This is a genomic window from Fibrisoma limi BUZ 3, assembly GCF_000296815.2.
In the GTDB taxonomy this organism is placed as follows: domain Bacteria; phylum Bacteroidota; class Bacteroidia; order Cytophagales; family Spirosomataceae; genus Fibrisoma; species Fibrisoma limi.
This window is the reverse complement of sequence record NZ_CAIT01000006.1, coordinates 1,324,103-1,345,185: the sequence shown is the minus strand read 5'-3', so window position 1 is coordinate 1,345,185 and position 21,083 is coordinate 1,324,103. Positions and strand designations below refer to the sequence as shown.

Annotated in this window: 21 protein-coding genes; 7 read left to right on the top strand and 14 right to left on the bottom strand. The window is 54.4% G+C overall.

Going from position 1 to position 21,083, the window contains the following annotated elements:
* Positions 1-39 precede the first annotated feature (39 nt).
* The 4 genes from BN8_RS13615 to BN8_RS13600 are packed head-to-tail and all read left to right on the top strand — an operon-like array spanning position 40 to position 3,777.
* The gene (locus tag BN8_RS13615) at positions 40-564 is read left to right on the top strand and encodes a GNAT family N-acetyltransferase (protein WP_009282469.1); all 525 of its coding nucleotides are present in this window, start codon (positions 40-42) and stop codon (positions 562-564) included.
* 44 nt (positions 565-608) lie between these two features.
* On the top strand, positions 609-2,573 hold the full coding sequence (locus BN8_RS13610; protein ID WP_009282468.1) for a BamA/TamA family outer membrane protein: 1,965 nt from the start codon (positions 609-611) through the stop codon (positions 2,571-2,573).
* A 56-nt stretch (positions 2,574-2,629) separates the two neighbouring features.
* On the top strand, positions 2,630-3,082 hold the full coding sequence (locus BN8_RS13605) for a MarR family winged helix-turn-helix transcriptional regulator (RefSeq protein ID WP_009282467.1): 453 nt from the start codon (positions 2,630-2,632) through the stop codon (positions 3,080-3,082).
* A gap of 53 nt (positions 3,083-3,135) precedes the next feature.
* Positions 3,136-3,777: a YceI family protein gene (locus BN8_RS13600; RefSeq protein WP_009282466.1), complete on the top strand. Its 642-nt coding sequence runs from the start codon at positions 3,136-3,138 to the stop codon at positions 3,775-3,777.
* Between the two features lie 77 nt (positions 3,778-3,854).
* Here BN8_RS13600 and BN8_RS13595 read toward each other — a convergent pair whose 3' ends face one another.
* The 10 genes from BN8_RS13595 to BN8_RS13550 all read right to left on the bottom strand — a co-directional run bounded on the left by BN8_RS13595 (position 3,855) and on the right by BN8_RS13550 (position 11,720).
* Complete coding sequence (locus BN8_RS13595) at positions 3,855-4,259, bottom strand: hypothetical protein (RefSeq protein WP_009282465.1); 405 nt, start codon at positions 4,257-4,259, stop codon at positions 3,855-3,857.
* A gap of 29 nt (positions 4,260-4,288) precedes the next feature.
* Positions 4,289-4,636: a YciI family protein gene (locus tag BN8_RS13590; protein WP_009282464.1), complete on the bottom strand. Its 348-nt coding sequence runs from the start codon at positions 4,634-4,636 to the stop codon at positions 4,289-4,291.
* Positions 4,637-4,646: 10 nt separating this feature from the next.
* Positions 4,647-5,006 (bottom strand): SnoaL-like domain-containing protein, encoded by a 360-nt coding sequence (locus BN8_RS13585; RefSeq protein WP_009282463.1) that lies wholly within the window; start codon positions 5,004-5,006, stop codon positions 4,647-4,649.
* 87 nt (positions 5,007-5,093) lie between these two features.
* A complete protein-coding gene (locus BN8_RS13580; protein ID WP_009282462.1) occupies positions 5,094-5,663 on the bottom strand; it encodes a Crp/Fnr family transcriptional regulator in 570 nt (189 codons plus the stop codon).
* 104 nt (positions 5,664-5,767) lie between these two features.
* Complete coding sequence (locus BN8_RS13575) at positions 5,768-6,988, bottom strand: PQQ-dependent sugar dehydrogenase (protein ID WP_009282461.1); 1,221 nt, start codon at positions 6,986-6,988, stop codon at positions 5,768-5,770.
* A 313-nt stretch (positions 6,989-7,301) separates the two neighbouring features.
* Complete coding sequence (locus BN8_RS13570) at positions 7,302-7,733, bottom strand: hypothetical protein (protein WP_009282459.1); 432 nt, start codon at positions 7,731-7,733, stop codon at positions 7,302-7,304.
* Positions 7,734-7,836: 103 nt separating this feature from the next.
* On the bottom strand, positions 7,837-8,775 hold the full coding sequence (locus BN8_RS13565) for a sugar phosphate isomerase/epimerase family protein (RefSeq protein WP_009282458.1): 939 nt from the start codon (positions 8,773-8,775) through the stop codon (positions 7,837-7,839).
* A 210-nt stretch (positions 8,776-8,985) separates the two neighbouring features.
* Entirely contained in the window at positions 8,986-9,507 is a 522-nt protein-coding gene (locus BN8_RS13560; RefSeq protein ID WP_009282457.1) for a Dps family protein, read from the bottom strand.
* A gap of 102 nt (positions 9,508-9,609) precedes the next feature.
* Positions 9,610-10,698, bottom strand: a complete 1,089-nt coding sequence (locus BN8_RS13555) for a ligand-binding sensor domain-containing protein (RefSeq protein ID WP_040005796.1) — start codon at positions 10,696-10,698, stop codon at positions 9,610-9,612.
* Between the two features lie 83 nt (positions 10,699-10,781).
* On the bottom strand, positions 10,782-11,720 hold the full coding sequence (locus tag BN8_RS13550) for a polysaccharide deacetylase family protein (RefSeq protein ID WP_009282455.1): 939 nt from the start codon (positions 11,718-11,720) through the stop codon (positions 10,782-10,784).
* Positions 11,721-11,795: 75 nt separating this feature from the next.
* Here BN8_RS13550 and BN8_RS13545 point away from each other — a divergent pair, with 75 nt between their 5' ends.
* Positions 11,796-12,662 carry a glycoside hydrolase family 16 protein gene (locus BN8_RS13545; RefSeq protein WP_009282454.1) on the top strand — a complete coding sequence of 289 codons (867 nt, stop codon included), beginning with the start codon at positions 11,796-11,798 and terminating at the stop codon, positions 12,660-12,662.
* A 122-nt stretch (positions 12,663-12,784) separates the two neighbouring features.
* Positions 12,785-13,285, top strand: coding sequence for a DinB family protein (locus tag BN8_RS13540; RefSeq protein ID WP_009282453.1), 501 nt, complete (start codon positions 12,785-12,787; stop codon positions 13,283-13,285).
* Between the two features lie 20 nt (positions 13,286-13,305).
* Here BN8_RS13540 and BN8_RS13535 read toward each other — a convergent pair whose 3' ends face one another.
* Both BN8_RS13535 and BN8_RS13530 read right to left on the bottom strand, forming a co-directional pair.
* Positions 13,306-14,244: an ADP-ribosylglycohydrolase family protein gene (locus BN8_RS13535; protein ID WP_009282452.1), complete on the bottom strand. Its 939-nt coding sequence runs from the start codon at positions 14,242-14,244 to the stop codon at positions 13,306-13,308.
* A 27-nt stretch (positions 14,245-14,271) separates the two neighbouring features.
* Entirely contained in the window at positions 14,272-18,348 is a 4,077-nt protein-coding gene (locus BN8_RS13530; protein ID WP_009282451.1) for a hydantoinase B/oxoprolinase family protein, read from the bottom strand.
* A gap of 120 nt (positions 18,349-18,468) precedes the next feature.
* Between BN8_RS13530 and BN8_RS13525 the strand changes: the two genes are divergently transcribed.
* Positions 18,469-19,209 (top strand): SDR family NAD(P)-dependent oxidoreductase, encoded by a 741-nt coding sequence (locus BN8_RS13525; protein ID WP_009282450.1) that lies wholly within the window; start codon positions 18,469-18,471, stop codon positions 19,207-19,209.
* A gap of 3 nt (positions 19,210-19,212) precedes the next feature.
* Here the strand turns inward: BN8_RS13525 and BN8_RS13520 are convergent, their stop codons facing one another.
* Together BN8_RS13520 and BN8_RS13515 are read right to left on the bottom strand one after the other, a co-directional pair.
* Positions 19,213-20,163, bottom strand: coding sequence for a hypothetical protein (locus BN8_RS13520; RefSeq protein WP_009282449.1), 951 nt, complete (start codon positions 20,161-20,163; stop codon positions 19,213-19,215).
* 144 nt (positions 20,164-20,307) lie between these two features.
* Complete coding sequence (locus BN8_RS13515) at positions 20,308-21,060, bottom strand: DeoR/GlpR family DNA-binding transcription regulator (RefSeq protein WP_009282448.1); 753 nt, start codon at positions 21,058-21,060, stop codon at positions 20,308-20,310.
* Between the last annotated feature and the right edge of the window lie 23 nt (positions 21,061-21,083).

Genomic DNA, 21,083 nt, shown 5'->3' with positions numbered 1-21,083 from the left:
GGTTTTTAAGTTATATTAGTGAGTTACTGACCACTGCCTATGAACATACGACTGGCTGAACTGACTGATGCTCCCCAGCTTACCGACCTGGCGGTCCAAACCATGCGCGAAGCGTTTGGGCCACCGCATAACCCGGCCGAACTGGTGGACGAATACATCGCTCAGGCGCTTACCTTACCCATTGTCGAACACGAGTTACAGGACCCCAGGGCTACATTCCTCCTGGCCGAAGCGGATAATGAGTTGATGGGTTACGCCAAACTGCGTCGCCACGCGCCCCCGCGTCAGATGCCGCAATCCTATCGGCAGTGCAACCCACTCGAAATTCAGCGCATCTATCTGCTTCAGGCCCATGTTGGGCAGGGGCGGGGGCAGGCGCTCATGCAGCACTGCCTGAAAACTGCCCGGGCGCAGGCCTGCGGGGTGGTATGGCTGGGCGTATGGGAGCGTAATGAGCGCGCCCTGTCGTTCTATAAAAAAATAGGGTTTGAGCGGTTTGGTTTCCACTATTTTCAGTTTGGTTCCGAGCGCCAGCGGGACTATTGGATGTTGAAAGAGTTGTAACTAAACCATTTGCTATTCTAGCTGTCGAATTGTCTGTGATTCCGTTGACACTACACCGCTTCATTCGTCCACTGCGCTGGCTCCCAGTGTGGCTGTTCGTGGTGTGTGCAGTTACCACGGGCGTGTGGGCGCAGCAGGACACATCCGCAACGCAGCTAAATCAGCAGAAAGGAGCTACCGATTCGCTGGCTACCCCGCTCTCGACGGCTGTGGCCGATAGCGTATTGATGCAGCGGGACAGTATTTTTTACTCGCGCCTGAAACAGCGCATGTACAAATTTCGGCTGACCCGCCAGCTCTACGACGCCCTGTTCCGCGATGTCTATAACAGCCGCATCAAAACGGGTGAGGTAAATCAGATTGAAGTGAATCCGTTCCTTCCGTACGAAGGGCGTATCATCGGCGATATCTACTTCAGACGGCTCAACGTGTTTGGTCAATCGGTCTACGACACGCTACGCAAAACAAACAACTGGGTCGAACGAGTTGGTAACAGCCTGCACACAAATACCCGCGAGGGCGTTATCCGCCGGTCATACCTGCTGTTCAAGGAAGGCGACACCGTCGACCCGACCGTACTGCGCGACAACGAACGGCTACTGCGGAACACGGCGATCTTCCACGACGCCCGGATTCTGGTGGTGCCCCGCGACGGGAGCCGGCAGTTCGTCGATGTATACGTAATTACGCAGGATGTCTGGTCGCTGCAACCTAATGGTAGTGTGGGCGGGCTGGATCGGTTCAGTGTCGGGTTTGAGCAGCGAAATTTCCGGGGACTGGGGCACCAGCTATTCAGTCAGGTTGCGTACAACGGTCGGGACCCGCGGCAGAAACTCGAATACCAGGGGCGTTATACCGTCCCGTTCATCGGTAAGACTTTCCTGACGGCACAGGCCGATTTCATCTACCTGCGCGACCGTAAGCAGGCATCGGCCCGACTTTTCAGGCCTTTTCTGACGCCCGATACCAAATACGCCGGTTCGCTCGAGTTGAGTCATTTCCGCATCAACAACCGGGTTTTCGATCGCAACGACAGCATTCAGCTTGTGCCGCTGTCGTACACGTACAGTGATATATGGATCGGCCGATCGTTTCGGATGTTCTACAGCCGCCGGAATACCGAGGAGAAAGGCCGGGCACGGTTGATTGTGGCCCTGCGAAAGACCAATTATGACTACAATCAACGCCCGACCGTAACGGCCGATACCAACCAACTGTACCAGGATAGCCGGACCACGCTGGTAAGCGTTGGGTTTTCGCTCCGCAAATACGTCCGCGACGTACTGATTTATGGTTTTGGCCGCACCGAAGACGTACCGGTGGGGGGGCTGGTTTCGATTGTGGGGGGCGTAGATAATGCTGAACTGGGTAGACGGATGTACACCGGTCTGAATTTTTCGTACGGACGGTACTTTAAAAACGTTGGGTACCTCTACGCCCTGACGAGTCTGGGGGGATTCAGTCGTACGACAGGCCTTGAACAGGGAATTCTGTCGCTGGAGTCAAATTATTTCAGTCCACTGCACATGAGCCCGATGGGTAATATGCGCCATTTCGTCAATGCCCGCTTTACCAGAGGCATCAACCGGTTTTCCGACGAATTCATATCGCTGAGTGGCGGTACCTCAACTGGTACGTATATTGATGGAATCGGGATTAACAGCGATTTTCTGCGTGGAACAAAACGAATATTGCTGAATTACGAGAACATTGTCTTTTCAAGACTGAATTTTCTTGGTTTTCGGGTGGCATTTATCACCTTTGCCAACGTAGGTTTAATTTCGTTCAAAAATCAATCAATGTTTCGAGGACCTTTTTATCAGGGATATGGGATTGGTTTCCGACTGCGGAACGAGAACCTGACGTTCAACAGTTTCCAGATTCGGTTGTCTTATTTCCCGAACATTCCAAACAACCGGCAGGAATTCCGATATGCGTTTGAAGGGATTCCGGCTCTCCGCTTCCGCGACTTTGATATCGCAGCGCCCCAGATTATTCCATACCGCTGAAACTTTTTTTGTATATAATGTTGTTACATCAAATGTAATAACATTATATTTGCGGCATGTCTATTGAAACAGATATCAAACAACCAACGTTCCGTAACCCATACCATCGGTTGATCGTCAACCTGATGTTTACGAGTAACTGGGTTGCGAATGCGCAGATGCACTTACTAAAACCCTATGACCTGACGTTGCAGCAGTATAACGTGTTGCGTATCCTGCGCGGTCAGTATCCGAATCCGGTTAAAGTAAGTGATATAACGGAGCGTATGCTCGATAAAATGTCGAATGCATCGCGTCTGGTGGATAAACTGGTTTTGAAAAAACTGGTGCAGCGTACGGAGTGTCCGAGCGACCGCCGGGCCGTTGATGTGGTCATTACCAGCAAGGGGCTTGATCTGCTCAAAAAGCTGGATGTGGTGCAGGCTGATTATGAGGTTGAACTGAACAACAAGCTGACCGATGAGGAAGCTTTACAACTTAGCCAGTTGCTCGATCGGCTAAGACGATAATTGCAATTTTTAATTTTACTGAATACAACTCATTTCCAAACACAAGTAGTCCTATGAAAACACGTCAATTTTTAGCTAGCCTGGCCGCAGTTGTGCTGGTGGCAGGTGCATCGGCTTTTGTTGCCCCGGGCAAAAAAGAAGCCACCTACAAACTGGATACCCAGAAAAGCGTACTGAAGTGGAACGGTAAGAAAGTAACGGGTGAGCACTACGGTACGGTAAAAATCCAGGACGGTTCACTGATGCTCGATGGTAGCAAGCTGACCGGTGGTTCGTTCACGATCGACATGAACAGCATTACGTCTACGGACCTGACTGATGCCGGTTACAACGCCAAGTTCATCGGCCACATGAAGTCGGAAGATTTCTTCAATACAGCCAAGTTCCCAACGTCAACGTTCAAAATCACGAAAGTAACGCCGGGTAAAGCCGCTGGTGAATACACTGTGACGGGCGATATGACCATCAAAGGCATTACCAACGCTGTAACCTTCCCCGCTACGGTGAAGGCAAACGGTAACACGGTAGCCGTTACGGGTAAAGCTACGCTCGACCGCACGAAGTATGACATCCGCTACGGTTCGAAGTCGTTCTTTGAAAACATCGGCGATAAGGCGATCTACGACGATTTCACGGTTGAAATCAATGCGGTAGCCAGCAAAGACGGCGCTGCCACAGCGTCAAAGGCGAAATAAGGCTTTTCCGTATCCCACCTATGATGCCCCGACACCCAACGGTGTCGGGGTTTTTTGTTTGTACGTGCCGCCGGATATTACTGGTGAACAGCGGGTTTGGCAGAGACCACAAACGGCAGCCAGTTGTCGCGGGCGAAGGCTCCGGCGTACATCAGGGTAGCACCCAGCATGTTGAGCCCCCGGAAAATGTTCTGAAAATCCTGTTGGTTCGTACTGGCATCGGGTACGTGTACCAGCAGGATAACCAGCACCAGATAGAGTGCGAAGAGCAGGGCCGCCAGCTTGTCGAACCGACCTACCAGCCCGCTGATGATAAAAGCCAGAATGCAGAGGCCCGTGACGTAGTTCCAGACGTAAGGGAACGGCAGGTAGGACGGTACAAATTCCTTAACGCCGAAATCGGCCAGGGCGAAATGTAGAAAAACGTAGAGGGTCAGCGACAGCAGAAAGAGCCATCGCCCCAGACTAATGATCTTGCTCATAGTTGTTTACAGAGATTGGGTGAATGATATTATAGTTCAAACGGCAGGATAGACCGGATTTCAACGCTCCCATGCGGGTACTTCAGAATCGGGCAGGTCTGGCCAAACGCGATGACTTCGTCCAGGCTGTCGGCTTTGCAGATGAGGTAGCCCGCTACTACTTCGCCGGCCTGCCGATGCGGACCGTTGGTGGTGCCGCTGTTGCTGATAAGCACCCCGGCATAGTCGATCGGCTTCGACGATACCAGTTTTCCCTGCTGGGCGATGTTGCCCATCCATTGCTGCCAATGGGGCATATCATCCTGCATATCCTGGGGTGTGGAAAGGTACTGCCCGTCGCCACTGAGGTTGCGGAATAAAAGCATGTACTCGGTCATATCGGTAGTGTTAGCTGGTGGCGTAGTGATGCCGTTGGTGAATTACCTTGCCGTCTTTCCAGCGCTGGACCGTGAATTGTGTGTACCGGCGTTTACCCCAGTCTTTGTGGGTGAAGTCATAGAGCCATTCGCTGACAGAAATATTGTCGGCAACCAGGACATTTTTTAGCTCAGCCGTATGCGGCTGGTCGGCCACGGAAGCGAGAAAATTGGCCATGGCATCGCGTTCGGCCGACAGGCCCACCATCGGTGGCTGTTCGTTCTCATAATTAAGCAGCGATTCGTCGTAGAACCGGTCGAACGCTTCCGGATAGCGGTACTGGGCCACTAGTTCGTTGAGGGCAGCCACTTGTTCGCGTACATTCTGCATAGTGTTGCTTGTTGTTGATTTATAGCGAATTACTTATGCAAAAGTGCGCGATTGACAGCCGCCGAACATTGACAATTGTCAAGGTTTTCAGAGCCGGGCTTTGAGCCGGCTGTAGGTTTCGGGGGAGATGCCGAGGTAGGAGGCCACGAGCTTGCTCGACAGCCGGGCAAGAAGTTTGGGCTGGTATTCTTTAATCCATTGCATGCGTTCGAGGGCATCCATCGCTACGAACGTATTGAGCCGGAAAACCGAATTGACATACGACTGCTCCACGATTTGCCGGTAAATTTGCTCGAAGGGTGGGACCGTCTGGACCATTTTCTGAAAACTGTCGAAGCCGATGGCCATCAACTGGCCAGGCTCAACAACGCGGATGTTTTCCCGGGCGGGTGCCTGGTTACCAAAGCTGTATAACTCAGAAACCCAATTGTTTTCAACGACAATGTCGCGGGTACTTTCGTCGCCGTTGCGGTCATAGACGAAGACCTGTACGCAGCCCTTTATGATAAAATAGCAATATCGGCAAACATCACCTTCGCGGACCAATAGCTGATTCCGCCGGGTTTTAAGCGGGACGAAGTGGCTTAATACCTCACCCAATTGTGCATCATCGGCCCCGATCCGGTCGCGGATGTATTGTTCCAGGGAAGCCTGCATGATCTGGATAAGAAATAGGTACGTTGGGTTGTGAATTACAAAAAAGGTCTGCCCACCGGCAGACCTTAGCAATATACAGAAGATGAGGTTAATACGGATGTAATCTAACCTCCATGACTTACGCGGTAGATAACGCCGTTGTTATCGTCGGTGAACAGGAGCGATCCATCGGTATGAACAGCAATACCGACCGGTCGGCCAAACTGCGAGCGGTTGTTATCAATCAGGAAACCTGTTACGAAGTCATCGAAGCGGGTAGGCTGGCCGTTTTCGAAATGCAGCCGCACAACTTTATAACCCGACGGGACGCTCCGGTTCCACGAACCGCGCATGGTTACAAAGGCGTCGTTCCGATACTCAGCCGGAAACTTGGTGCCGTTATAGAAAACCATGCCCAGCGGGGCGCTGTGGGCCTGGTACGTGAGCAGGGGCAGGGTCGTTTTCTGAAGATACTGCTGATACGTCGTGTCGCCTTTTGGCCGGTCGGCGGGGTTGTATTTACCTTCTCCGTAGATATACGGCCAGCCGTAGTCGGCTCCCTGAACCAGTTTGTTTACTTCTTCCTTCTGTTCTTCATCGCCCAGCCAGTCGATGCCGTGGTCCAGACCAAACAGTTCTTTGGTGGTAGGGTGCCAGCCGAATCCGATGGTATTGCGCAGACCCTTGGCGAAGATTTTCCGGCCAGATCCATCCGGGTTAGCCCGCAGAACAGTTGCGTTCTCGGGGTTTGTCTCGGCGCAGGCGTTGCAGGTACTACCTACCGTGATGTACATCATACCGTCTGGTCCGAAGGCGATGGTGCGGTTGGCATGCTGACCGCCATCGGGCAGATCATTGATCAATTGCTGCGGCTGTCCGAGCGTACCGTCGGTATTGATAGGAGCGGAGTATACTTCTTTTACCGTCGCGATGTATAGCTTCCCGGCGTATACGGCCAGCCCGTGGGCCTGTTTCAGGTTCGCAACGGTGGTTTTGCTGTCGGGAAGTCCGTCGTTGTTCGAGTCGCGGAGCAGCGTGACGGTACCGGCTTCCCGATCCGAAAAGTACACATGACCAGCCGGACTGACGGCGAGCATCCGGGGTTTTCCTAATTCACCGGCATATTTAGTGATAGTGAAACCCGCCGGTGCTTTCAGTTGCCGGATGTTTGCGTCGGTAGCATCCACGAGGGCCGGCCGAAACACATAGCCCTGCACCTGGGCGGTTGTGGGCTGATCGTTCGTTTCCGGAATCATTTCCTTGAAGATGTTTTCGGCATCGGAACAGGCCACGACAAGGCCCAGGCCAGCCGCTGCGCCCAGTGACCATTTAAGTATAGTTTTCATAACGTTGTTAGAAGGAGTAACGTAAACTATTGTATTAACAACAATTATACCCTATAGTTTTAATAGTTTTTGGACGGCCGAAATGGGCAGAAATCGTGAATTATAGTCTGTTTATGAGGCCAGTTTACTGATTGCCCGCATTACATTGGTTACCCGCTGCTCAACGGACGTATCCTCCCGAATTTGTATCACCGGGCAGGTAAGCTGCTGAAGCCAGTGTCGTTCCCAACGTAGTGACGCCAGAACCGGACGCACCGAAAATGTGAAGTTTCATGGGTATTTTCGTCCCGGAAGAAGCTACTTCTGTCGGCAGTTAGTTGAAGCGAACCGACTGTAGTATTTTAAGGATGGTTTCTTCATCCATCACGTCGCGGCCAAAAATGGTCAGCCGATTAGACGTATCTTTCTGAATGTACACGCCGATGATACCCCGGCCTTTTTGGCGCGGGCGGACAAGCAGGGCCGGTCGGCCGTCGACAGTGGTCTGCGTACGTTCGTGAGTTGCGGCCGTTTCCTGATTGAACCGGTACGAATACCAGCCATAATCGTAGGATAACGTAGTGACGCCATCGGTCAGTCGGCCTACCTGTGAGTCAAAACCTACGTCGTCGACGGACCACCACCCACCGGGCGTAGATACCTGAAACGTTCGCAGGTCAAGCGTTTTAGGAAGCGTTGTGTTGGGGACTTCACAACCCAGAACGCCTAACAAAAGCAGAAAGGTCAGCTTGCGAAACGTCCGCATACCATTGTCGTTTACTACAGGACCTTTTTGACTACTCAACCGTTGGAACTGCTTACGTTTCTGGCCTATAACTCCTGAAAACGAACGGTATATTACGTATCAATCAGCCGATCAATGCCGCAAATACATCCCTGGCCGACGCCAGATCCTGTTTACTGGCTTCAACTGGTCCCATTGTGTTAGGTGATCCCTTTTCCAGACACTGTTCCAGCACCAGCAGGGGTCGAACGCCCTGTGCTTTAAGCTCAGCGGTCAGTCGGCGGTAGTCGATGTCGCCGTCGCCGAACGTTTCGGTCCAGATACCGTTCTGCGACTGCCGGATGTGAACTTCGGCGATACGTTTGCCATAGAGCTTCACGACGTCGAAGAGCGCAACCTGCGAATTGCCCGACCCGCGGTAAACCCAGTGTGCATCCAGGCAGAGTGATACGTTTTTGGGGTCAGTGCCCAGCAGCATGTGGTGAAACTCGCGGGCAGCCTGCCGATGTTCGGGTGCGTGGGTGTGGTAGGCCAGAGTCATGCTACGTTTGCGGAGCTCGGCACCCAGGCGATCCAGATTGTTGGCCTGTTCGATCAGATCGGCGTCGCTCTTGTCGTCATTTGTGCCCCATTTAATGGGGTTAGGATTGGTCACAACAAGGCGCGTACCGAGGTCTTTCGCGGCATCGGCAATCGCCAGCGCGGCTTTAATCGACTGCTGCGCTTCGTCGGCCCGGTGCAAACTGCTGTTAACGTAGATCGAGGGCATGGACAAACCGTATTTTTTCAGCAGCGGAGCGAGCGTTCGTACCTCGTCCACATTGCCGAGTCCCGGTTCATAGGCCGTCAGCCCTGTTTTGGCAAACTCCGCCATCGACGCGTCTGGGTCAGCCATCCATTTTTTGCCCTGTCGTTCGTAAAATGTGTGCCAGGTGTACGAGTTGCAGGAAATGGGCATCGGGGCCGTAGTGGAGCGGGCCGTCACGACCGGCATTTCGCTGAGGAAGGCCGCACCGGTCAGGCTGGTGGTTGCACCCAGAAACCGACGTCGAGAGAAGTTCATAGCGGTAAAGGTTTAGGAAGGTCTGACGTACCGTCAGACCAGAACAAAGTTAATCAAAGGTCTGACGGTACGTCTGACCGACCGGCAATGATTTCGAAAAGCGGTAAGAGCCGCCTATAATGTTAGCCGACAATCAGGGTAAAAACAAACAAAACGCGGCCGCGCCAACCGGCACGACCGCGTTTTGTAAGAGTACGTTGATCGGATGAACTACGACAGGTATTTCCGCAGCATCCAGGCCATTTTTTCGTGGGCTTCCATCAGGCCCGTCAGGAAGTCGGCAGTGCCGGCGTCGTTAATCTCTTCGCAGGTGTCGACATCGCCCCGCAGTTCGCGAACTACCTGTTCGTGGTCGGTCAGCAACCGCTCAAACATGTCGCGGGTTTTCACTTCACCACTTTGATCTTCTTCCAGGCTCGTTCCTCCGATAAAGTCGGCCATGGTCGAGAAGGGCTTGCCACCCAGCGTCCGGATGCGCTCGGCCACTTCGTCGATCATTTCTTCGAGCGCCTTGTATTGCTCTTCGAAAAACTCGTGGTATTCCTTAAAGCTCGGTCCCGCCACGTTCCAGTGGTACTTGCGGGTTTTGATGTACAATACGTGAAGATCCGACAGGTAGGCATTGAGGAGTTCGTTATCCTTTTTGAGGACCTTCTGATCAAGGCCGATGTTCGGTTGAATGTTTTTTACCGCTTTGTCCTGCGTTTCGGGTTTGTTCAAATCAGTTGTCATAAGCCGAGTGAGAAAATTCTTTTTGAAATAACCCGATTAACCGAAAATTGTTGGCAGTCGGCGTTCGAACGCCATTGAGTCAGTCGTTTTCTATGCGGCTTTTCATCGAACCAGGGTTAAACCGGCTTTGTCGTACAGACCAATGCCGTCGTGTTCGGTAAGAAATACCAGTGTTCCGGAATTGGTGAACTGCATTTTCAGGACGTTCATAGCCGGTCCCACGGCGTTTTTTTGTCCAGCGGTCCATGTCAGCGTCGGTTTGACAAGGTTTTGCCAGTTCTCAATCGTAGAAAGGTCTTTGGTCAGATCGCCCTGGAAGATGCCGTTCTGGGAGTAGAAGTACAGGTGATTGTTAGTAGGGTTAATCGCTACGGGTCCAATGTATTCACCGTTCGTTAATTGTGAGCGATTGGAGGAGATTTTCTTCCAGTACGAATCGCTTTTGAGCAGAATACCTCCATCAACCTTATTGAATTGTAATAAGCCGCCACGGGCTGTAAAATGACTCATCCCAGCCGACACAAACACAGATGTATCGTCTTCGCAGATTGATTGTATGCAATTCAACTCGATTTTGAAATCAGCAAGTTGAGGGCGGATAAATTTTAACTGCTTCGTGTCGAAGATAAATAAATCACCACCCCATTCGCCGTAGGCAAAACCGACCCACAGATTATCCCGGCGGTCCATGAAAAACGTAGGTTTCTCAAACCAGCCGTTTTTATACCGTATTTGATGATTCAGGTAAAAAGACGTATCCGGGAAAAATGTTGTCTGGGTGTTCGGGTCAACGATCCCTTTGTTAGTAAGCAGAAAACACCGGTTCTGGCGGTTGAACGTAACACCAAACAGCTTATGTGGCGAGGTCGCTACCAACTGCCAGTTCTTTTTAGCAGGGTTGTACCGACGGATACGCTGCTGATCGTCGGTTACGATCAGCGCCCCGGCCTGATCGAGGGTTAGTGATTGTAGCGCGCTTTCCTGTTCATCGATAATTTCCTCCGCAAGCGTCTGGCGGGTTTTGGGGTCCAGCTGCTGAATGGACCCGTTGCTGGTTAAGATCCAAATTCTGTTTTTGTCGATACAGAAGTCCTTAATTGTCGACGTACTTTGCCCGAAACTGGTGTGTACAGCTAGACAGACAACGAGAAAAACAAGCAGTTGACATTGGGCAGTCAGGAAGCGTTTCATACTAAATGTGCGTTGTGAAGAGGATGCATTAATGTACGAAATTGCATGTCTTCCAACGTGAAATCGGCAAAAAAAGACCGCCGTCATCGGCCGGTTGCCAACGTATTGATCACTTCGGGAACTTCGGGTTCGCCTTTGAAGAAGCTGCCCTTTTTGCCCTGAGTCAGCGCCCAGCGGTGGAGCCACGAAATACCGGCCTTGCCGACGTATTTGTCCGTTGAGCGGTAGGCCGGGTCTTGCAGAGCCTGTTCCAGCGGTATGAAGCTATACCCGTCGGCGGCTAAACGGGTCAGCAGTTCGCCGAGGTAAACGGAATTGATGGTGTTGGCGTGCATCAGCAGAATGTGCGGAATGGGCCGACTAAACAGCGAGTCGGCCTGAGCTTCGTAATAGTGAATACAGTCCAGCATGTACGATACGTACTGGTTGCCAACAGACGCGGCCAGGGTTGCGTTGTGCTGCAATAAGGCCCGATCATAGGCCGCCGAGAACAGGTAATCGCCATTATCGACCGAAACTGGCGCTTCCTGATACCCCCGGCTGCTCAGAAATTGACTCAGCGAATCGCATTTGCCCGGTGTGTTACCCCGGTGCAGGAACGGATGTCGGAAGTAACGTAGCGACTGACCGCGTTGCTGAAGCAGGGGTTTCAGTAGCGTTTCTCCGCCCAGCACATCCTGCTGATAAACCGGCGCTGATACGTTGTTGTAGTCTTTGTGAGCGAACGTATGATTACCAAGCTCCATACCCGCATCCAGCCAGCGGTTCAGCAGCCTGATCTGCCCGGAATCAACGCGGGATTCGGTCAGGAGCAGATTGCCAATCACGAACCCGATGGCCGGAACCCGGTGGTGCGTAAGGTGGCTGAGCAGGCGCTGGGTCAGGGTGTCCCGACCACCGGCTGTTTGATAAACCCGGGATACTGTTGGTAGATCATCGACGGTAATACAGATTTGTTTCTGGGCTGAAACGGACTGAGCAAGACTGGCTGCTGCAACTAAGAAGACGACAAATCGAAGCATAGGGGGTAACTAATTGACCAAATTGGATAGGTAAACGTAGTTCAGTTCTTTTACGCAAGCAAACAAATCGCAAGTATGAATCGATTCGTACCCCTTTTAGGACTCTCCGCCATTGGCTTAGGCCTGATGTCTGCACCAGAATCATTTCCAGTGACAACTTCCCGGCAGGTCGCACCGTCGGATACGGTCTGGAAGCTGGTCTGGGCCGATGAATTCAACGTAGATGGTCCGCCAGACCCTGCGAACTGGACGTTCGAAAAGGGGTTTGTCCGGAACCACGAACGCCAGTGGTACCAGCCCGACAACGCCCGTTGCCGGAATGGTATGCTGGTGATCGAAGGCCGTCGGGAGAGCCGCCCGAATCCTGACTACCAGGCGGGCAGCACAAACTGGAAAACCGGGCGATCAACCATTGAATACACTTCTTCGAGCCTGAAAACTGCCGGTCTGCATAGCTGGCAATACGGTCGCTTCGAAATGCGGGGACGTATCGATACCCGGCCGGGACTATGGCCTGCGTTCTGGACGCTGGGCGTAGCGGGCGAATGGCCATCCAACGGCGAGATTGACATCATGGAGTACTATCGTAACATGCTGCTGGCCAACATAGCGTGGGGCACAAATAAACGATATACGGCCAAGTGGCGAACAACAACCAGAGCCATTGAGTCATTCAACGACCCTGCCTGGTCGAAGAAATTTCACGTCTGGCGTATGGACTGGGATCAGACCGCGATCAGCCTATACGTGGATGATCTGTTACTGAACCGGGTTGAGCTAACCGAAACCATCAACGGCGACGGCACGAACGTCAATCCGTTTCACCAGCCGCACTACCTGCTTTTGAATCTGGCCATCGGTGGCGACAACGGCGGAGACCCCACGGCCACTACGTTCCCGAGCCGCTTCGAGGTGGATTACGTCCGGGTGTACCAGCGGTAAGTACGTGGGGCAGCGTAGCGGGGATACCAGATCTTGACCTCTTTGGTTAACAAAAGAGAGGATATAGGCAAACAAAAGGGCCTTGGAGCGAGTCAAAAGCTGAAACTACAATCCGGGATTTCATGGCTCAACCCACGCAACAGTCTGTCGGAGAAACCGCGCTCCGTAACCAACTGGTTAAACTTCTGACCCGCTCCGAGGCCCATCAGTCACTGGAGGATGCGCTACGGGATCTGCCGCCAACGCTGCGGGGTGTTGTGCCGGACAAGCTGCCATATAGCATCTGGCAACTGGTCGATCACATCCGCGTTACGCAGCACGACATCCTGGAGTTTTCCCGCGATCCGGCTTATCAGTCACCGCCCTGGCCGGAGGGCTACTGGCCTAAGGAAGTGGCTCCGGCCGACGACGCTGCCTGGGACGACACCCTCACCCGCATCCGCCAGGACCGGGATGCATTCATTGGCTTACTTCAGGACCCTCAACACGATTTATACGAACCCTTCCCGCACGGCGACGGACAAAATTTGCTCCGCGAAGCCCTGCTCATCGCCGACCATACGGCTTACCACGTCGGTGAGATCATCGTCGTCCGGCGGTTGCTGGGAGCCTGGGAGAGCTGAACGGTTTGAGCAGTAGTTTACTACATATACCGCTGGGCAAAACGCTCGGCCAGCTTCCCGATCGCTTCCCGTTTGGCGAGGTCATGAATCCAGTGGGTTGGAATGGCCCCGTAGCCGTATGCCAGCCCGGCCAACCCGCCCGTGACCGTTCCGGTGGTGTCGGTGTCCTCGCCCAGATTCACCGCTTTTAATACCGCTTCGTCAAACGATTGGGTAGTCAATAGGCACCAAAGACCACTCTCCAGCGTATCCAGTACGTAGCCGGAACTGCGGATATCCTGCTCGCTGACACTGGACAGATCGGCTTTCAGGATTCGGTCAAACAACTGGATTTCGGCCGGTGAGAACGAGTTTTCGGCAATGAAGTCGTTAACACGGGTCTGCATTCGAGCATAGGCGACCGGAATGTCAGCGTCGACCAGCAGTTGAATGGCCAGTTCGACGTAAACAAAGCAGGCCATCACCGAACGGAAGTGACCGTGCGTGATAGCCGAAAGGTCTTTGACCGTATCAAATCGGGCACGCATCGACGGCTCGTTACGTAGGTAAAACGCGATGGGTAAAATCCGCATGAGCGAGCCGTTCCCATTGTCGTGCTCCAGAAATCCACCTGATAAGGCCGGGCTGGCTCCATTAATGACTCGTGTAAGCGCTGCTCGTGTTGCACCGCCAATATCAAACACCTCATCATGGGCACCCCAGTAGCCTTGCTGGTACCAGCGAACGAACTGGTTAGCAACGTCTACTACGTCAAAACCGTGGCAGAGGCTCTCGGCCGTGCAGAAAAAGAGCGAACTATCATCTGAAAAAGTACCCGGTGGCTGATGCCAGACGCCGTATCCTCTGTAATCAATAACCGGGTTTCGGCTCAGGGCTGCTCTTGACATAAACTCAACCGGTACGCCCAGCGCGTCGCCGACGGCCGCCCCAAAAAAAGCGGCTTTCACTTGATCAATCATGGGCCTAACATACAACGAAACGGGAAACTAGCCAACCCCACCGCCCCCCGGTGTTTCGATCCGGATTCGGTCGCCGGTTTGCATCGCCCGCGAAAAAATGCCGGGTAAGTCGTCTACGGTGCCATCCGCATGAAGCAGGGTCTGTCGGCCCGGCTTCCCCGAATCGCCACCGTTGAGCCCATAAGGCGCCACGATCCGGTGCTGACTCAGGAGCGTTGCCTGCACCGGTTCCAGAAACTCAATCTCCCGGATAATTCCATCGCCACCGCGCCAACGGCCGGCTCCTCCAGAGCCTTCTCGGATGCTGAACTGGTGGAGCCGGACAGGGTAGCGCCGTTCGAGTTCTTCGGGGTCCGTGAGTTTCGTATTGGTCATGTGCTGATGCACTGCCGAACGGCCGTCGGCCCCCACCGTGGCACCCGCGCCACCCCCGATGGTTTCGTAATAGCCAAATGCATCGGTGCCGAATAGGAAATTGTTCATCGTTCCCTGGCTACAGGCGGCTAATCCCAGGGCTTTCAGGAGCGTGTCAACCAGGCGTTGGCTGACCTCTGTGTTACCGCCCACTACGGCCGGGCAGGTGTGGCCGTCTTCGGAAAAGACTGGATTGAGAAAAGAGGATTCGGGCAGGATCAATCGAACGGGTTCCATCAGGCCTTCGTTCAGCGGGATGCTTCCCGATGCCGACGGATCAGCCGAATCCGCTTCAATCCAGAGCCGCAACACGTAGAGCACGGCACTGTGCAGAACGGATACGTTAGCGTTGAGATTGTTGGGATGAACCGGCGAAGTACCCGTAAAATCGACTGTTAACGTCTGCTGGTCAAGCGTTAGCTGAACGACAATCCGGTGGCCGTCGTCGAGGGCTTCTTCAGCCTGCACCAGCGTCACCATCGTCTGACCGGAGGTCTGATGGTCGTTATCAGTTTGATCTTCAGGTGGTATGTTGATAGCTTGTTGGGGGACGTACCGCGTCAGACCTCCGGTCAGGCGCTGGTGGATAGCCTGGGCCGCCGATTGCTTCAGTTGCTGCATATAATGCTGAACTGCCGGTGACCCATGCTGACGAACCAGTTGTTTCAGAGCCTGTTCGCCCGCTCGTAGGGAAGCCAGAGCCGCTTCGATGTCGGCCCGGTTTTCGGCCAGGGCGCGGGTCGGGTAGGGGCCGTCAGTGAACCGCGTGGCCAGACCATCGGGGCCATCCCAGCGAAATACGCCGTTTTTTACGACGTACTGCGGCTCCAGCACAACGCCTTCCTCGGCCAGATTAGTGGCATCGGGCGGCATGGAACCGGGCACTCGACCGCCAATTTCGGCGTGGTGCGCCCGGTTGATTACGTAGCCAACTAATTCATCCTCGTCGGAGAAGACCCCGCTCAGCAACGTAACGTCGGGTAGGTGCGAGCCACCGTATTTAGGGTGGTTGGTAATGACTACATCGCCGGGGCCGATTGAGAGTTTCTCGAGTACCAGCCGGGCGCATACCCCCAGGCTGCCCAGATGAACGGGAATGTGCGGGGCGTTGGCAACCAGTTGAGCATTCTGATCCAGCAGGGCGCAGGAGAAGTCGAGCCGTTCTTTGACATTGGTCGAAAAGGCGGTGCGCTGAAGCTGAGCGCCCATTTCTTCGGCAATGGCCATAAACCGCCGGGCAAATAATTCGGTTTGTGCTACGTCATTGAGTTCAGGTTCAGTCGGCTCGTCTACATCGGCGATGTAGTCGACCACCGCGTTCTGGTCGGCCTGAACGATCAGACGCCAGCCTGCTTCGATGAAAGCCGAAGAGGTTCGGTTGAGCAGCAGCGCCGGTCCGCGAAACGTATCGCCTTCCTGTAATTCGGTCCAGTCGTAGGCGGGGTACGGGCCGGCCTGGAAGGCAGGAACGACGTGGCGATGCAGGGTGGGTGGCTGGCTAATGGCCGTCTGCTCGGTCTGAGTGCTGGCCAGTACCCGAATGCTCTCTACCTCAATAGAGCGACCTTCGGGGTAGTGGCCATAAAGATGCTGGTAGTGCGACTGAAACCGTTCCGTTAGCGGGCCATTTAAATGGCCCGCTAACGGAACAGGAAGCGAGGTTTCCTGGCCTTTCAGACGCATGTAGAGCACAACAGACTGTACGTCGATCGGCTGGTCTGTCCCTACATCGGCCGTTAGTTCGTCCTTAGCCTGAGTCGCCAGCGCCAGGATCAGGTCTGGCAATATGGGTTCTACTTCGGTCAGTGGCAGCAACACCGATCGCGACGCCATGCGCTCAATACGTGCCTGCCCCATGCCATAGGCACTGAGCAGCCCGCCGTCAAACGGCAAGACCAACTGCTCAATACCAAGCAGCCGGGCAACCGAGCATCCATGCAGGCCGCCCGCACCACCGAATACCAGCAGGGCATAGTCCCTCGGGTCGAAGCCGCGTTGTACGGAAATCTTGCGAATGGCCCCGGCCATCGCTTCGTCGGCGATACGTTCAAAGCCGCGCAGGACCGTCAGCCGGTCGGTGTCGCCGATCTGGTCGAGGATCTGTTGCAGGGCGGCTTCCGCTTTATCGGGGAACACCGGAATCCCGAATTGGGCCGGGTGCAACTTGCCCAGCAGCAGGTTAACATCGGTAATGGTCAGCAGCAATGGCTGGCCGGGAGCACCGGCTCCGTAGCAGGCCGGACCGGGAGTCGCTCCCGCGCTGTGCGGACCAACCCGCAACTGACCATCGAACCAGCAGATGGAACCGCCCCCGGCCGCTACGGTTTCGATGGCGAGCGATGGTAGTTGCAGGTCAAACTGGCCGATTTTAGTAGAAAATCGGTAATCCAGCCCATTCTGGATTCGGGCAACGTCAGTGCTTGTACCGCCCATATCGAGGGTTAACACACCCATCTGAACCTCGTTCTGGCGTGGCACACGTTGTTGGGAATTTCTAAGAGGGAGTTTAGCCCAAACGCTTGCCGAGCCGATAATCCCCCCGGCCGGACCGCTTAACAGGCTATCTTTCGGTCGAAACAACTCCGCTTTCACCAATCCCCCCGCGCTGGTCATGACCCGGACCGGATGGTCCGGGACTGGATGGTCCCAGATGGAAGGGTTCCCGCTTAATTGCGCCTGAATATTGGTCAGGTAGGTTTTTAACACCGGTGTCAGGTAGGCATCGACTACAGCCGTTTGGGTGCGGGAAACGTACTGCGGAGCGGTTGATACGTCCGTCGACAGCGTAATGGTGTCAAATCCCGCAGCCGTCAGTGCATCGCGGAGCTGGTGTTCATGAGTTGGATTACGGTACGCGTTCAGCAGGGAGATCGCTACGGCATCGGGGCGCTGCTGTTGAAGCTGCTCAATAAGCTGCCGGATGGTATCAGCCGAAATGGGTGTCAGAGGTTGTCCGTCGGCAGTCAGGCGCTCGTCTACTTCCAGCACGTTTTCGTACAGCACTTCGGCGGGGGGAATGGCCAGTTGGAACAGATTCGGCCGTTGTTGCGTGCCTATTGTCAGTAAGTCCCGGAATCCTTTCGTCACTAGCAGTGCCACACGTCCGCCTTTGCGTTCGAGCAGGGCGTTGGTCCCCTTGGTCGTACCCAGCCGCATCTCCAGGGGCGGGAATGGCTGGCCCAGGGGTGTCTGGGTGAGCAGGCGGGCGGCCAGTACGGGGGCTTCTTCGCCCGTAAACAACTCGACGGTTAGCGGTAAATCCGTTTTTTCAGCGTGCAGACGAACCGATGCGTCGGACCGTTGCCCACTGGCCGTATCAGCAAGCTGAAGCAGACCATCGGTTGTCAGCGAATGAACCGTAAATTCATCGCCGGTCTCGACTACACGCAACCGATAACCGTCGAAGATGGGTGCCTTGATCCAGGGCGCTTCGAGCCTGAGCGATTGTGTCAGCATGTCGTCGGGTGAGTCGGTCAGACGTTCCGTCAGACCGTCGGAGACCGGCCTGGGCTCATTGTGTGACTCGGTCTGACGGAACGTCTGACCGCTGGTTGTTAGTATTGAGCCTGCAACCAAACGTCCTCGCAGTTGGCTGCTGCTGAGTACTTTGGTGCGATGTAAAATGCCGGTTGGGTCAAGCGCAAGGCCGTCGGTGAAGGTGCCGCCGGTATCAATCCAGATTTGCCACATACGGTGGAGATCAGTCAATAATTGTCAGGCTGATTAATTGCTAAAAATGGCCAAAGTACGTAAACTTAATAGCCGAAAACAGGATTGAGCGAGATTTCACGAACTCATTACCAAAAATAGATGGATGCAACTAACAAACGGGTCGCCCTGGTCACCGGCGTTGGCCGGCCCGAAGGGATTGGGTTTGCTGTATGCCAACAACTGGCCAGTCAGGGCATTATCACCCTGTTGACAGCCCGGCGCCCGGAAGCCGCCGAAACGCTGGCCAACCGCTTGCAGGACGAAGGAGTGGACGTTCGGCCGTATGTCCTTGACGTAGCACAGCCCGAAAGCATCCGGCAACTTGTCGAGCATATTCAGCAGGATATTGGTCGGCTCGACATTCTTATCAACAACGCGGCCGGTACGTCGGCCTACGGCGAACAGGCTGCTACGGCCGACCTGGATCAGGCTCATGCGGTGATGGAAACCACGCTCTTTGGGGCATGGCGGCTCATTCAGGCATTGCTGCCGCTGCTTCGGCAGAGCCCGGCCGGCCGGATTGTCAACGTTTCCAGCGGGGCCGGTTCGCACGGCGACCCCATGTTTGGCCTGTCGACCAGCAACCAGATGGGAACGAGCTACGCCGTATCGAAAGCCGCGCTGAACGCCCTGACTTCGAAGCTGGCGCTGGAAGAAAAAGAAGGTAACGTATTAATCAATGCCGTATGCCCCGGTTTCACGGCGACCTTCGAAGGGGGAGAAGCTATGGGCGCTCAACCCGTGGCGGATGGGGCCGCCGGTATCGTCTGGGCAGCCCTGCTCGACAACGACGGCCCCACGGGAAAGTTTTTCCGGAATAAGAAAGAACTTGCCTGGTAGTAATTAGTCAACGTCAATAAGCACCCCACCGCCGGGTATGTCGAAAATTGGCTGATTTACCTGGCGGTTCCGGCAGACCTGCAACGCTTTGCGGGCCTGTTCGAGCGCGGCTGTAGCCGCGGGTAGCTCGGCCTGCTGTTCCCGGATCATGGCAATGATACCGGACTTTTGCGGACCGGCGGCATTCCGAAGTTCTTCCTGGAGCGAACGAATTTGATTGCGTATGCTTTCAATGGTAACCAGCGCCCCATTGACCGCGTTCACCTCCGACTGACAGGGGTCAACAGGAACCGGCTTCACGGCCATATTACCCATGATTTCGTATTGTTCGCTGCCCGATTGGTTGCTGAACGCCAGCGTGAACGCTCTGGTAGAAGCTGTTTGTCCAACCGAGCCGAGATTCTCGGTATCGCTGCCAACCACGTCGTCCAGATTCAGCGTACCGAGCTTAACCCGCAGTTTCTGGCTGGTCGTTAAACCACCCTTTATAGCCTCTTCCACGCCCTCTTTTACCTGCTTTTCGATTTTTGCCCGGACAGCAGCTTCGGCCGTGGGGTCACCCTGCGCAGCTCGTAACTCCAGCAGGTTGGCTATTACAGCCTCCTTGAGGCCACTCGAAAAAGCTTTAAAACCGGCCCGCATGGCCGCTTCCGGTGTTTCGTCGTTCTCCCACAGAACGACTGACAGAATCAGGAGAAAGCGCTGCGGGTTTTCGGCAAAGCGAACCCGTAAGGTTCGGACCGAGGCCGGAATGTCGACGGTTTCGCCGGCCCGCATGTTGTTGCGGATCACTACGCGGGCATTGCCCAGGACCAGATCGGCGATATTCACGTTGCCGTTGTTGGTGTCAATCCAGATCAGTACGGGCCAGATAAACGGCTCAGAATGACCGCTGCCGTCGCTTTCTTTGATGCACCGCAGGCGCTCCAGGGTAACAATTGCATCAGTTGCCATAGTGATAACAAGATAAGAGTTCAGGAATAGACAAGCCGGATAGTTTCGGCGCTAATGCCGTCCGGGTATTCGCTAATCTCTACTATCTGACTGGGAAACCATTGAACCTTTGAGTGAACGGATGATCAGCTAACTGTTTCTTATTCAGTTGATCAGCATAATCCCCGCTTTACGATAGGACTCCACGATTTCGTTGCTGGCTTCTTGGTCGGTGATCAAGACGTCAAACAGGCTCAGCGGGGCGAACTGAAAGTATTTGTCCCGTTCAAGTTTCGATGAATCGCAGAGAAGATACACGCTGTCGGCGTGGGCGGCCATGGTCGTGGCCGTGCTGGCTTCTTTTTCGCTGTGGGCGCTCAGCCCGTTTTTGAGTGAAATACCATCTACACCAATAAACGCTTTGTTTGCCCGGTATCTGGCCAGGTGCTCCTCGACCATCAGTCCGTGAATAGCCTGGCGTTCCTTATCTACTTCGCCACCCGCCAGATTAACCGATACGTCCGACGACAGAAGCTCAGCTACCACCGGCAGCGAGTTGGTCACGACGGTGATACGTTTGTTCCGGATAAATTGACACAGCCGGAATACCGTACTGCCGCAATCCATGAAGATTACGTCGCCTTCCTGAATCTGCTGGGCGGCCAACTGGCAGATGTGATCCTTTCGTTCGGCATTGACGGCCGTTTTGTTGGCAAACCGGAAGTCATCGGTCGCTAAACTGACCTTCATGGCACCCCCCCGCGTTCGGTACAGCAGCCCCGCGGCCGACAGTTGCGTCAGGTCACGCCGAACGGTCATCTCCGACGTTTGCAGCAATTGAGCCAGTTCCTGAACGTCCACCGATCCTTTCTGCTCGACCGTTTGCAAAATAAGCCGTTTCCGATTTTGATAATTCATACCCAGTGATCACATTTGCACAG